The organism is Nannocystis sp. RBIL2, from assembly GCF_026626745.1.
GTDB lineage: Bacteria > Myxococcota_A > Polyangia > Nannocystales > Nannocystaceae > Nannocystis.
This window is the reverse complement of record NZ_JAPNJW010000001.1, coordinates 1,794,295-1,806,674: the sequence shown is the minus strand read 5'-3', so window position 1 is coordinate 1,806,674 and position 12,380 is coordinate 1,794,295. Positions and strand designations below refer to the sequence as shown.

12 protein-coding genes are annotated in these 12,380 nt (G+C 70.3%); 4 read left to right on the top strand and 8 right to left on the bottom strand.

Annotated features, from left to right (window positions below; genetic code table 11):
• Positions 1 to 16: 16 nt before the first annotated feature.
• The 5 genes from OV090_RS07130 to OV090_RS07110 form a co-directional block, all read right to left on the bottom strand.
• On the bottom strand, positions 17 to 1,186 hold the full coding sequence (locus tag OV090_RS07130; RefSeq protein WP_267702749.1) for a zinc-dependent alcohol dehydrogenase: 1,170 nt from the start codon (positions 1,184 to 1,186) through the stop codon (positions 17 to 19).
• Positions 1,187 to 1,440: 254 nt separating this feature from the next.
• Positions 1,441 to 2,628: a cytochrome P450 gene (locus OV090_RS07125; RefSeq protein ID WP_267702748.1), complete on the bottom strand. Its 1,188-nt coding sequence runs from the start codon at positions 2,626 to 2,628 to the stop codon at positions 1,441 to 1,443.
• Between the two features lie 33 nt (positions 2,629 to 2,661).
• Entirely contained in the window at positions 2,662 to 3,315 is a 654-nt protein-coding gene (locus tag OV090_RS07120; protein ID WP_267702747.1) for an HAD-IA family hydrolase, read from the bottom strand.
• Positions 3,316 to 3,353: 38 nt separating this feature from the next.
• Positions 3,354 to 4,835, bottom strand: a complete 1,482-nt coding sequence (locus OV090_RS07115; RefSeq protein WP_267702746.1) for a prenyltransferase/squalene oxidase repeat-containing protein — start codon at positions 4,833 to 4,835, stop codon at positions 3,354 to 3,356.
• Positions 4,836 to 4,995: 160 nt separating this feature from the next.
• Positions 4,996 to 6,183: a cytochrome P450 gene (locus OV090_RS07110; protein ID WP_267702745.1), complete on the bottom strand. Its 1,188-nt coding sequence runs from the start codon at positions 6,181 to 6,183 to the stop codon at positions 4,996 to 4,998.
• A 519-nt stretch (positions 6,184 to 6,702) separates the two neighbouring features.
• Between OV090_RS07110 and OV090_RS07105 the strand changes: the two genes are divergently transcribed.
• The 4 genes from OV090_RS07105 (at position 6,703) to OV090_RS07090 (ending at position 9,340) form a co-directional block, all read left to right on the top strand.
• On the top strand, positions 6,703 to 7,209 hold the full coding sequence (locus OV090_RS07105) for a hypothetical protein (RefSeq protein ID WP_267702744.1): 507 nt from the start codon (positions 6,703 to 6,705) through the stop codon (positions 7,207 to 7,209).
• Positions 7,210 to 7,612: 403 nt separating this feature from the next.
• Positions 7,613 to 7,873 (top strand): hypothetical protein, encoded by a 261-nt coding sequence (locus OV090_RS07100; protein WP_267702743.1) that lies wholly within the window; start codon positions 7,613 to 7,615, stop codon positions 7,871 to 7,873.
• Between the two features lie 16 nt (positions 7,874 to 7,889).
• Entirely contained in the window at positions 7,890 to 8,153 is a 264-nt protein-coding gene (locus tag OV090_RS07095; RefSeq protein ID WP_267702742.1) for a hypothetical protein, read from the top strand.
• 119 nt (positions 8,154 to 8,272) lie between these two features.
• Positions 8,273 to 9,340 (top strand): MBL fold metallo-hydrolase, encoded by a 1,068-nt coding sequence (locus OV090_RS07090; protein ID WP_267702741.1) that lies wholly within the window; start codon positions 8,273 to 8,275, stop codon positions 9,338 to 9,340.
• Between the two features lie 12 nt (positions 9,341 to 9,352).
• Here OV090_RS07090 and OV090_RS07085 read toward each other — a convergent pair whose 3' ends face one another.
• The 3 genes from OV090_RS07085 to OV090_RS07075 form a co-directional block, all read right to left on the bottom strand.
• Complete coding sequence (locus OV090_RS07085; RefSeq protein WP_267702740.1) at positions 9,353 to 10,333, bottom strand: Xaa-Pro aminopeptidase; 981 nt, start codon at positions 10,331 to 10,333, stop codon at positions 9,353 to 9,355.
• 65 nt (positions 10,334 to 10,398) lie between these two features.
• Positions 10,399 to 10,998 carry an alpha-ketoglutarate-dependent dioxygenase AlkB gene (locus OV090_RS07080; RefSeq protein WP_267702739.1) on the bottom strand — a complete coding sequence of 200 codons (600 nt, stop codon included), beginning with the start codon at positions 10,996 to 10,998 and terminating at the stop codon, positions 10,399 to 10,401.
• Between the two features lie 231 nt (positions 10,999 to 11,229).
• A complete protein-coding gene (locus tag OV090_RS07075) occupies positions 11,230 to 11,835 on the bottom strand; it encodes an SGNH/GDSL hydrolase family protein (protein ID WP_267702738.1) in 606 nt (201 codons plus the stop codon).
• Between the last annotated feature and the right edge of the window lie 545 nt (positions 11,836 to 12,380).

The following is a 12,380-nucleotide window of genomic DNA, read 5'->3' as shown; positions in this document are numbered from 1 at the left end:
CCGCTCGAGCTGCGCTTCAGGGGCGCAGCACGACCTTGATGCAGCCGTCCTGCTTGTCGCGGAAGGTCTTGTAGGCCTCCGGGGCCTGCTCGAGCGGCAGGCGGTGGGTGACGACGAACGACGGGTCGATCGTGCCCGCCTCGATCTTCTCGAGCAGGGGCCGCAGATAGCGCTGGACCGGCGTCTGACCCATGCGGAGGGTCAGGCCTTTGTTCACGGCGGCGCCCATCGGCATCTTGTCGACCGCGCCGACATAGACCCCGGGGATCGACACCGTGCCGAACTTGCGGCAGCACATGATCGCCTCGCGCAGCGCGTGGGCGCGGTCGGTCGCCAGGTTCACCGCGGTCTTCACCTTGTCCATCACTGCGTCGGGGCTGCCGAGCCCGTGGGCCTCGCAGCCGACCGCGTCGATGCAGCGGTCGGGGCCGCGGCCCTGCGTCATCTCCATCAGGCGGTCGTAGACCTTCGTCTCGTCGAAGTTGATGATCTCGGCCTTGCCGGCCTCGGCCATGCGCAGCCGCTCGGGTACGCGGTCGATGGCGATCACGCGGCCCGCGCCGAGCATCCAGGCGCTGCGGATCGCCATCTGCGCGACCGGCCCGCAGCCCCAGATCGCCACCGTGTCGCCCGGTTCGATGCCGCACAGCTCCGCGGCGAAGTAGCCGGTCGGGAAGATGTCCGACAGGAACAGCACCTGCTCGTCGCTGAGCCCGGAGTCGATCTTGATCGGGCCGACGTCGGCGAAGGGTACGCGCAGGTACTGGGCCTGACCGCCCGCGAACCCGCCCAGCATGTGCGAATAGCCGAACAGGCCGGCGGGCGACTGGCCCATCATCTCGCGGGCGATGTGCGCGTTCGGGTTGCTGACGTCGCAGCCGCTGTGCTCGCCGCGCTGACAGAAGAAGCACGAACCGCAGGCGATCACGAACGGGACCACCACGCGGTCGCCCTTCTTGAGCCGCGTGACCGCCTTGCCGACCTCCACCACCTCGCCCATCGGCTCGTGGCCGAGGATGTCGCCGGACTCCATCGTCGGCACGAAGCCGTCGTAAAGATGGAGATCCGAGCCGCAGATCGCCGTGGCCGTGACCCGGATGATCACGTCGCGCGGGTCGAGGATCGTGGGATCCGGGACGTCGTCGACGCGGACGTCGCTCTTGCCGTGCCAACACAGTGCTCTCATGACCTTCTCCGATGCGGTGAGACGTCAGCGTGCGGCGGCTCGACCCTCGTCGTAGCCGCCGACTGCCGGAACCCTGAGCGATCGCGGTGCGGGTGCAAACGGGTCGGGACCTGTGCCCGGCGAGCTCTGCCACCAGGTCGGATGCTCGCCGGTTCACGGCAGAGGGCGATCGAGTGTGTGCAACGGGCCGCCGATGCAGCGAGCGCGTCGGGCCCGAGCGAGCAGTCTCTGCAGTCGACGCGCGCGGTCCGGAGTCACGCCGGCACCCCGCGGAGCCGCAGGCTGGTCAGCGTGCGCACGAGGTACGTGTGATTCCACGGGGCGGGCGGTCCCACGCGCTCGAAGTGGCGGAAGCGCGGCAGGAGCTCGCCGAGAGTGATGCGCACCTCCATCTTCGCCAGCGCCATGCCGATGCAGGCGTGAATGCCGTGTCCGAAGGCCACGGAGCCGCGGTCGCTCCGATCGATGTCGAACACGTCGGGGTTCGAGAACTGGCGCTCGTCGCGGTTCGCGGCCGCGAGCATCGCCATCACGACGGCGCCCGCGGGCACCTTGTGCCCGGCGATCTCCGTGTCGCACTTCACCGAGCGCGCCATCGAGTGCGCCGGGGGCGAGAAGCGGAGCACCTCGTCCACGAAGCGCGGCACGAGCGACATATCGGCGCGCAGCCGCTCGAGCAGGCCTGGCCGTTCGGTCAGGTGGAGCATCGCGCTCGTCATGAGCCCCGACGTGGTGTCCATCGCGCCGACGATCAGGACCGCCAGGAAGGGGACGATCTCCTCGTCGGTGAGCCGCTGTCCGTCGACCTCGGCCTGCACGAGCCGGCTCACCATGTCGTCCTGCGGGGAGCGCCGCCGCGTCTCGATCAGGCTTCGCAGGTACGCCGCCATCTCGTCGACGGAGGCGCGCACGTGGGTGGCGTGCTCGGGGCTGCGGGGCACCGGCCGGATGCTCATCATCGCCTCCGACCAGCCCCGCAGCTTCGGGTGCAGCGCGGGATCGAGGCGGAGGTAGTGCCCGATCGTCCCGGCGGTCACGGGCAGACCGATGTCGTTGACGATCTCCGCCTCGCCGCGCTCCAGGAACTGCCGCGCCGCGGCCTCCGCCACGCCCTGCACGAGGGGCGCGGTGCGTTCGATGGTGCGCGGCAGGAACGCTGCGCTCACCAGATTGCGCATCTTGGTGTGATCCGGCGGATCCATCGAGTGCAAGGAATAAGCGCACGGGTTGGGCCTCAGCCAGTCGGGCTCCCACGCGCTGGCGAATCCGCCGGACGAGAACACTTCGGTGTTCCGGAGGACGGCGAGGACATCGGCGTGGCGGCTCACCACATAGCGGCCTCCCGGCTCGATCCGGGAGAGTCCCTCGGCGCGCATGCGCGCGTAGAAGGGGTAGGGGTCGGCCTGGTAATCGGGGGAGAGTAGATGGAAGGTCGAGCTCATTGTCGTGAGTCGGTGGTGAGAAAGGTGGAGGGGTTAGAGGCCTAGCCTCGGGCGAGGGCCCGGAGGTCCGACAGGTCCTTCACGACGGCCGGATCGTCCGGCGGGGCCAGCGCTGCGGCGCACGAGGAAGCCGCGCATGCCGGCCGCGCGGGCCGCCGCGACGAAGCTCGGCTCGTCGTCGAAGAACAGGCAGCGGTCGGGCGAGGTGCCCAGGAGGCGCGCGACGTCGAGATACGCCGCCGGCTCCGGCTTGACTGCGCTCCCGCGGGCGGGCACCCGCACTACGTCGGCCAGCTCGGTCACGGGGAGCGGGGCGGAGGGTGATTCGAATCTGGGCAGGGCGGAGTTCGAGAGGACGCCGATCCGCAGGCCGAGGCGCCGCGCCTCGCGGAACGCGTCGAGCGCGTCGGGGTACCGCCGGAAGAGCGTCAGATAATCGTATGCGCAGATCTCCGCGAGCGCGGCCTCGGGGATTCGCAGCTCGGGGCCGAGGCCCTCCCAGAAGGCGCGCCACATCTCGCTGGCGATCAGCCGCTCCCCGTGATGGTCGGCGCAAAAGGCCTCCCAGCGCTGGTGGAGCGCCCGCACCGGCAAGGGCGAGCGCCCGTGGAACAGCGAAGCGGCCCTGCTGCGATCCAGCTCCACCAGCACGCCGTCGTAGTCGAAGATTGCAGCGTCGAATCTCATCGCGGGGTACCTCTTGCGAATGCGGCCCGAGGCGAAGCTCAGCGGTGGCGCGAGAGCCGGCGCCACGCGGCCATGAGCCCCATGCCGGCGAAGGCGTGGGTGTTGGTCGGCAGGTGATAGACGAGGGGCCTGGGTCCGTAGAGCTCCGGCGTGCCGGGCCACGTCCCGTCGGGCTGCTGGGTGCCCATCAGGTAGTCGAGCGCCCGGCGCAGGAACGGCTCGTGCACGTCGTGGCGCTCCGCGAGCGCGGCGACCGCGAGCCCGGTTGCGCTCGGCGTGCTGTCCTCGCCCGGGCCGAGGGGGAAGCCGCCGTCGGCGTTCTGCAGCGCGCGGAGCGACTCGACCGCGCTGTACATGACGGGGTGCCCTTCGCCGAGCCCCTTGCTCACCTCCAGCACCGCGTAGGGCAGGTTGCGGTACCACCCCGCGGTCCAGCGGCCCTGCGCCTCGTAGCGCTGCGCGAGCCAGCGCCGCGCCGGGCGGATCGATCGGTGCGCGGGGCCGCGGAAGGTGGCCAGCGCCGCGACGACGTGGGCCACGCAGTCCTCGACGGGGAGGTCCTCCGCCGATTGCCAGGTGGTCCACAATCCGCCTTCGAGCTGGCACCCGAGGAGATAGGCGACGCCCTTCTCCGCGGCGTCGGTCGAGGCGTCGTCCTCGCGGTCGCGGAGAGCGAGGAGGGCGCAGGGCGTCGTGTCGTTGTCCGACTCCAAATCGCTGCGGTAGCCCCACCCGCCGTCGGGGTTCTGCGCCTTCACGAGGAATTCGAAGGCCCGGGGCGCCGCGTCGCGGGCGAATACGGGGTGCTCGCCGTACGCGCGCAGGGTCAGCGAGGTGTCCCAGACGTCGCTCGTGCAGAAGCGAAAGGTCCCGTCGGCGCGCTGCGCGGCGAGCAGGTGCGCGAGGCACCGCTCGAGGGCCGGCGAGCCGGGGAGCGCATGGGCCAACGCGAGCAGCGCGACCGCGGAGCTGACGGGGTTGTGGCAGAAGCCGCCGTCGGCGCTCTGCATCGTCACGAGGCGCTCGGCGACCGCGGCGGCCCTCTCGGCATTGCCGTCCAAGGCTTCGAGGAGCGAATACGTGGAGAGGAGGTCGACGTGGCTCCACCGCTTCATTCGCGTGGTGTCGGCCTTCTCGTAGAAGCGCTCGACGAGCTCCTTGATCTGCGGCGGCGTGTACGGCGAGAGCACGCGCGCGCCGCGGCTCCGGGCGAGCGCGTAGAGCAGGATCGTCTTGCGCCGGTAGAGGTCGCCGTACAGCGTGGGGCCCCGCAGATCGATGGGCCCGGCGCTGTCCCGCAGGAGGAGCCAGGGGAGCTCGTCGAGCAGCCTCGCCATGGGATCGTGGTCCTGCGGCGCGCGGCGCTCGAGCCACGTGCGCGCCCGCTCCACGGCCGCCGCAGCAGCGGGTCCCCCGACGCGCACCAGAGCGCAAGCCACGAGCGCAGTGTCGAACATCCGCGGGTCGGGCTCGATCTGCCAGGAGCCGGGCGGATCCTGCGTATCGAGGCAGTACCTCACCGCGCGCTCGAGGTGCCGGGCGAGGCGCTGACGCGGCCTCTCCGGCGCCGCGATCGCGGGCGGCGAGGGAGTCTGTTGAACATGGTCTGTCCCCGTGCTCGGGGAGCTCACGCCAGGAAATCGCTCTTGTTCGAGGAGATGCATTGTGTCGGGCTCTCTGTCAGGCGAGCACGCCGCGGAGCTTCAGCCGCGTCGGCCCGCGCACGATGACGGTGTGGGTCCATTCGATGGTCGGCTCCACCAGCTCGAAGCGTCGGAAGCGCGTACAGAGCTCGCCGAGGGCGAGCCGCGCTTGCAGCTTGGTGAGCGCCATGCCGATGCAGGCATGGATGCCGTGACCGAAGGACACCATCCCGCGGGTGTCGCGGGTCATGTCGAAGACGTCGGGCGCGGGGAACTGCAGCGGGTCGCGATTGGCGGACGCGAGCATGAGCACCACGCTGGTCCCGGCCGGCACCGCGTGCCCGGCGATCTCGGTGTCTCGCGCCACGAAGCGAGGCATGCCGTGCGACGAGGGATCGTAGCGCAGCATCTCGTTGACGAAGGCGGGTACGAGCGCCGGATCGGCGCGCAGCCGGTCCAGGAGGTCGGGGCGCTCGGCCAGCATGAGCATCGACCTCGACAGCATGTTCGCGGTGGTCTCCATGCCGCCGACCAGGAGCATCGCCAGGAAGCCGACGAGCTCCGGCTCCGTCAGGCGCTCGCCGTCGATCTCGGCCCGCGCCAGCCCGCTGACCAGGTCGTCGCCCGGCGAACGCCGGCGCTCCTCGATCACCGAGGTGAAGTAGCGCAGCATCTCGTCGAGGGCAGTGCGGACGGTGGCCTCGTGCTGCGGGCTGCGAGGCGCCGGCGTGATGCTGAGGTAGCCGTCCGACCACTCCTTGCACTTGGCGTGTAGCCGTGGATCGAGGCTCAGAAAGTGGCCGATCGCGCCGGCAGTGAGCGGGGTGGCCACCTCCGTGACGAACTCCACCTCGCCGCGCGCCGCGAAGCAGCCGACCACGGAGTCGACCAATGCTCGCAGGAGAGGCGCGGTGCGCTCGAGCACGGACGGGGTGAACGCGGTGCTCACCAGGCTGCGCTTCTTGGTGTGCTCCGGCGGGTCGAGCGAATGCATGGTCTTGGTGCAGGGGTGCGGCCCGAGCCACGCGGGCTCCAGCGACCTCCGCAGGCCCGAGGCCTTGAAGACGTCCGGGTCGCGGAAAATGGCGACCACGTCCGCGTGACGGCTCACCGCGAGGAAACCGCCCGGCTCGAGCCGGCTCAGACCCTCTTCCCGCATGCGAGCATAGTAGGGGAACGGATCCGCCTTGTAGTCGGGTGAATCGAAATTGAACGACGAGAGCATGCGGCTTCTTTCTGAAGAAAAATGTGCGTTCGACGCGACGAGGTCAGCGCGGGCGTGAGCCAATCGTGTCAGTCGCCGCGTCACGGCTCCTCGAGTTCGACTGGGGCGAGAGCGGTGAATGTCAACAGAAGGCGGGGACATTCGCCGAGGAGCCGGGGACGCGGCGGACATGCGGAGGTGGCAAAGCACCCGCCGTTCCACGCCAGATTGTTCAAGGATCTTCGGGTGCTTGCGCGGAGCGACGGCCCCGGGCGGGGAAGGTCTCATGCGACGACATCGCCGATGTCCCAGGGGGACATTCGTCGCCGTGGGTGTCGCCGGGACGCGCCGCTCCGTCGGCCTCTGGCCGTCCGTCGAACCGCGCTTCGATCTCCGCCGCGCACGGGCGAAGGGCGAGGCCTCACCCTGCCGAGCGGATCGGAATCACGTCGACCTCGGGAGCCGGTCGAGATTGACGGCGAGCAGGCGAGGGGATCAAACTGTGACGGCCCGCGCGTCGGCGCGGGCGAGGGGGCCGCCATGAAGACACGGATCGTTTTGATCATCACCGGACTGCTGGGCGCTTGCGGGGGGCAGACCGGCGACATGACCACGACCGACGGCACCGGCACGGGCACCGGGGCCAGCAGCGAGAGCACGGGCCCGACCAGCACATCCTCCGGGTCGACGGACGGGTCGAGCTCGGACGCGACCACCGCGGTGCCGACCACCGGCTCGTCGAGCACGACCGGCGAGCCGGGCTCGTCCGGCTCGAGCTCCGGCGAGCCCGACACGAGCTCGGGCTCGACCGGGGCCGACTGCCTCAGCTGCGCCGAGTCGCTCATGGGCGCGGAGGGCGAGCTCTGCGAGGCCTCGCAGATGCTGTCGGACGCCCTGTTCGCGTGCATCTGCGACGCCTGTGCCGATGTCTGCGAGGCGACCTGCACGATGGCCGCCTCGCCGACCGCCGAGTGCTCGATGTGCCAGAACCAGGCGTTCGCCGACACCTGCATGCAGGCGGTGATGGCCTGCCTCGCCGATACCTGAGCCGACGTCGCTCGAACCGCTCGCGCGGCCGATCGGCGAACCCGCTGCAGCGCTGCGGTAGTCGCTGCGGTCGACCCGCGCGCCGAAGCCGTGCGGACGCTCGCGTGGCGCGGCGCGTGGGCCGGCCTACGACGATCAGGTGGCGCGCGGCGAGGCCGAGCAGGGCCGCGCGCTTCGGCGGCGAGCGCGATTCGACGATCCCGACCTGCCTCGCGGCTGCGGCGTGCGCTGCGGCGACGGGTGCGAGCGGCTGCGCGCGGGCGGTGTCGTGGGGGTCACGAGAGACCGTTCCGCCCGCGGCACCTCGACGGCCGCGAGACATATTGCAACCCTCGAGGAAACTATGACGACAGGCATTCGCGGCTGCGACAATCAATCGAACGCCCACATATCCATCGTGAACATGGAGAATCCGGCGGACAGCCAGACGGTGGGCCCACGGTCGTACGCCGAGGTGTACGCCTGGATCTCCCAGCACAAGGACGTACCGCTCAGCATCCAGACCGGGAGAGGCCGCTGCATCCTGTGGGACGAGGACTGGAAGATCAAGGCTGAATGGGACGACGGCTCGGGTGAGACCATCCTCGCCAACGTCCACAGCAGCCCGCAGGATTATAAAATGACCGTCGATCCCACGGGCAACATCTCCCTCGCCGAAACTTGACGGGGCCGCCATGAGCATGAACGACTGGAAGATCGCAAACGCCCTGGAGAACCTCACGGGGAACTGGGTCTATTACGTCTGCAACACCATCGCCGCCTTCGCGAACATCCACTTCAGCCGCCACGTGGACAATCCCGGCGACGATCACATGGCGACGAACGACAATGAGTACTATTACTATGGCTTCACCGGGGTCTTCAGCCACCGCGGCGGCGGCGCGGTCCCGCAGGCGATCCGGGACGCGCTCTACCAGGCCTGGCGGAACTACTTTCAGGTCTAGCATGATGCTGTGAAAGGGGACTGCGTAACCACACGCCGGGACGCACGCCTCGGGTTAGCCGACTCCGGTCCACCTGTCCGTGGTTGCGTGCCCGCGCGAGGGTGGCGTACGTTCGCGTGATGCGAACGCTCTGGACTCCCCTGCTCTGTGTACTCGCATGCGGCGGTGAGGAGCCCGCCGCCAGCGACGGGACCACCACCGGCACGACCGGCACGACCACGACCTCGGGCACGACCGCGAGCACGACCGAAGGCGCCACCACCACGACCACCACCACCGCGGAGCCGGTCACGACCACGAGCACGACCTCGACGAGCGACGACAGCTCCACTGGATCCACCACCAGCGCCACCACCAGCGCCACCACCGGCGTGCAGGAGTGTGCCGGCGAGCTCCCGGCCCACTGGATCGACGGCATCGACTGCGGCAGCGAGCCGCAGGTCCAGGTCCATCAGTATTCCGCCGACACCTGGATCCTCCGCCAGTCGCTGTGTACCAGCTTCGAGGGCCCGTTCATGATGCTGCTGTTCGGCTCGGAGCGCGCCCTCCTGCTCGACACCGGAGACGGCAACATCCCGATCGACGACATCGTCCACGGCCTCGTCGACGACTGGTCTCAGGCCCATGGTGGCGCCCCCATCGAACTCGTCGTCGGCAACACCCACGCCCACGGCGACCACGTCGCCGGCAACGACCTGTTCGTCGGTGACGCCGACACCAGCATCGTCGGCATCGGCGAGGCCGCCGTGCGCCAGTTCTTCGGCATCGACGCCTGGCCCGAGCAGATCGTGCAGTACGACCTCGGCGGGCGCGTCCTCGACATCGTCCCGCTACCCGGCCACGAGAAGGCGCACATCGCCGTCTACGACCCCGCCACCGGCGTCGTCTTCACCGGCGACACGCTCTATCCCGGCCGCCTCTACATCGCCGACTTCCCCGCCTACGTCGCCAGCATCGGCCGCCTCGTCGACCACCTCGCCGACAAGGAGGTCTGCCGGGTCCTCGGCGCGCACATCGAGATGACCAACACCCCCGGCGAGGACTTCGAGTTCATGCAGGCCTCGCACCCGGACGAGCACCCGCTCGAGCTCGACATGGCCCACCTGCTCGAGCTGCGCGACGCCGTCGAAGCCATGCAGGAGCCCGTGATCGAGGTCCACGACGACTTCATCGTCTACCCGCTGTGAGGCGGTGAGCGTTCACGGCAGGCCGAGCGCGCGCATCGATACGCGATAGATGTCGCCCTGCTTGCCGTCGCCGACGCCGGCGACGCTGCGGTCGTCCCGCGGGTCGTCGAAGCGCGGGCCGAGCGGTCCCGTGTAGCTGCGGTTGCTGCTGAAGTACAACCATGCGCCGTCGGGCGAGACGCTGTGATTCCACTCGGAGGCGGCGGTGTTGAGGCTCGCCAGCGGTCGCGCGGGCTCCCACGCGCCGTCGCGCCGGCGGCTGAAGTACAGGTCGTAGCTGCCGATCGAGTCGGCGCGGCGCAGCCCGGCGAAGATCAGATAGCTCTCGTCCGGGGCGATCCACGGCTCGACTTCGAGGCCCGGCGTGTTGATCGCGGGGCCGAGGTTCTCGGGCGGCTGATAGACGCCGTCGACGCGACGCGCGACCCAGAGGTCGGTGCCGCCGTGGCCGCCGGGGCGCTCGATCCCGAAGTAGAGGTTGCCGCTGGCGGCGATCGCCGGCGACCACTCGTCGACCGCGGCGTCGTTGACCGGCTCGGGCACGCGCTGCGCAGGCCCCCACGAGCCGTCCGGCGCGCGCGGGGCGAACCAGATGTCATACGTGGTCCGCGGTCCCGGCTCGTCGGGGCCGATGGGACGGTTGGAGATGAAGTACACGGCGTCGCCGGCGGGCGAGATGTGCGGGTCGGCGTCGCTCCACTGTCCGGCGAAGCTCGGGTGCGCCGGCTTCGACCAGCGAGCGTCGGCGCCGAGCCGGGTCTCGAGGAGCTCGTAGCGATCGAAGGCCGGGTCGGCGCGGCCGAACAACACCTGCCGCTGATCGGGCGAGAAGGCCATGAAGAAGTCCCACGCCCCGGTCGTGAAGTGGCCGGCGCCGTACAGCTCGACCCCCGGGTCCGCCGCTCGCGGCGCGGCGTCGACCGCCCCTGGGCCGCCGACCGTGCACGCGCACGCGACCAGCAGCGCCGCCTTGCAGTGAATCGCTCGCCTCATACAGGTGCCATACGAGAATGAGCGCCGGCTGTCAAAGTCGCGGAGCCCGGCCCCGACGTCCCGGCTCAGCGGTCCGCGCGAGGGGCCAGGTCGCTGCCGTCGTCGGGCCATACCGGCCGGAACATGATAGCGATGCGGGGGGCAGCGCGAGCGACCTTCGGCACCGCGTGCTGATACGTGCGCTGGCAGCTGCCGCCCATCACCAGCAGGTCGCCCCAGCCGAGCGACAGCTCGAGCGAGGCGCCGCCGCGGGTGGGACGCAGCAGGAAGCGCCGCGGCGCGCCGAGCGAAACCGTGGCGACGAGGGCCTCCTGTATCCGCCGCGCGACGTAGTCGCCGTGGAACGCGACGCTGTCGCGGCCGTCGCGGTAAAGGCCGAGCGTCACCCGCTCGAAGTCGGTCGCGTAGCGGGCGTCGAGCGCCGACCGGACCGCCCGCAACGTCTCCGCCGCCGGCCCGCGCGCCGCCGGCACTCCGTGCAGCCGCGGCACCTCGACCTGCCGATCGTACATCACTCGCTCGTCCGCGCGCCAGCGCGTGCCGTGCAGGAGCAGCTCGAACAAGCTGGCATGTCCCGAGAGCCATCCGCGCGCGACCTCGATCCACGCGTCGTCGGCCAGCTCGATCCGCTCGAGCGTCGAGAACGAGGCGTCGAATCGGGGCACCTCGTGTCCGAACAGCGGGAGCTGCCGGGTGAGAGCAATTGCGTCGGAATTGTCGGCACCGCGCATGGGAGCAGGACAGGATGACATGCGGCGCGGCGCCTCGCCGCTCGATGGCAGCGAGGCGCGGCATGCCCGGCCGCACGCGACGAAGTCAGGACTGGCGCGGCGGAATGCACGGCCGCGGCGCGCGCGCCGGGCTTGTCGGCACTCACGGGGCAAGGTCACTTGCGGTCATTGCGGATGCAACGCGGCGAAGGCCGGCCAGATCGTCTCGTACCACGCCGCATGACCGGCGGCGGAGGGATGGAAGCCGTCGGCCGCGAAGTACTCGGCGTGCTCGTCGAGGCGGGCCGAGCCGAACAGGTCGACCAGCGCGTAGCTGTGGTCGACCGCGAGCCGGCGCACGCGCTCGTTGTAGGCGACGATTCGCTCCTCGATCTGCGCGCGGGCGATGCCGAGGAATCTCTCGGCGAGCGCCGCGGCGGGTGCATGGGCCAGGTTGGGCAGAGTGCCGACCACGACCGGGCAGCGGGCTCGGTCGAGCTGATCGGCGATCGCCTCGAGGTTGCGGCCGTAGTGCGAGGGGGTCACGCCGCGCCACAGGTCGTTGCCGCCGATGAACAGCGAACAGACGGTCGGCTGCGCGGCGAGGGCAGCGCCGAGCTGATCGGTACGCAGCGTCGCGGTGGTCGCGCCATTGCGCGCGAGGTTCCGCAGCCGCGCGGACGGGTCTCGTCGCTGTAGCTGGGTGAACACACGATCGACGTAGCCCGCGCCGGCAGGCACACCGAAGCCCGCGCCTGCCGAGTCCCCGAGGGCGACGTAATGGATGGGCACGGCGCGCCAACGTAGGTCGCGGCGACGGAGGTGCAAGCGGGTCCGCGAAGCGAGCGGTGTGTGAGCAGACCGGCGTCGCCGAATCTCGGGGACGCTGAAGCGCTTCAGCGCGATGCAGGGACTACCTCCCCCGGTCGAGAGAGGCGGACCTCCGCGTTCGGGTCGGCGTGCATGGCGGTCATGATCATGGCCCGGCCAAACGGCGAGCTGCAGAAAAAAGCACGGCTTCAAAGACACGTCCGAACAGACACCGAGGTGGCCCGCCAGAGCGACTCGCAGGAATCCCGCTTCGACGAGGCGCCTGCCGGCACAGGGTGGTAGTGTCGTGCGTGTGAGCGCCGGACCCTGCCACGGCCTGCCCGTGAAGGCGACGTCCCGCCGGCTCTCCGTGCGTCGCAGACGCGCAAGAGCCGTTGCCCGCGCGTGACGGCAGTCGTGGTGGCAGTCGAATCACTGCAGGGCGCCGACGACCTCGACGCTCGGCGCGGTCGACCACGTGGCGAAGTGGGTGATCGGCCGATTCGGGTCTTTGCACGGAGCGATCG

Bases quoted from the DNA above. Each gene is read 5' to 3' on its own strand.
- OV090_RS07130 (WP_267702749.1), bottom strand. From the start codon at position 1,186: ATGAGAGCACTGTGTTGGCACGGCAAGAGCGACGTCCGCGTCGACGAC.
- OV090_RS07125 (WP_267702748.1), bottom strand. From the start codon at position 2,628: ATGAGCTCGACCTTCCATCTACTCTCCCCCGATTACCAGGCCGACCCC.
- OV090_RS07120 (WP_267702747.1), bottom strand. From the start codon at position 3,315: ATGAGATTCGACGCTGCAATCTTCGACTACGACGGCGTGCTGGTGGAG.
- OV090_RS07110 (WP_267702745.1), bottom strand. From the start codon at position 6,183: ATGCTCTCGTCGTTCAATTTCGATTCACCCGACTACAAGGCGGATCCG.
- OV090_RS07105 (WP_267702744.1), top strand. From the start codon at position 6,703: ATGAAGACACGGATCGTTTTGATCATCACCGGACTGCTGGGCGCTTGC.
- OV090_RS07100 (WP_267702743.1), top strand. From the start codon at position 7,613: ATGGAGAATCCGGCGGACAGCCAGACGGTGGGCCCACGGTCGTACGCC.
- OV090_RS07095 (WP_267702742.1), top strand. From the start codon at position 7,890: ATGAACGACTGGAAGATCGCAAACGCCCTGGAGAACCTCACGGGGAAC.
- OV090_RS07090 (WP_267702741.1), top strand. From the start codon at position 8,273: ATGCGAACGCTCTGGACTCCCCTGCTCTGTGTACTCGCATGCGGCGGT.
- OV090_RS07085 (WP_267702740.1), bottom strand. From the start codon at position 10,333: ATGAGGCGAGCGATTCACTGCAAGGCGGCGCTGCTGGTCGCGTGCGCG.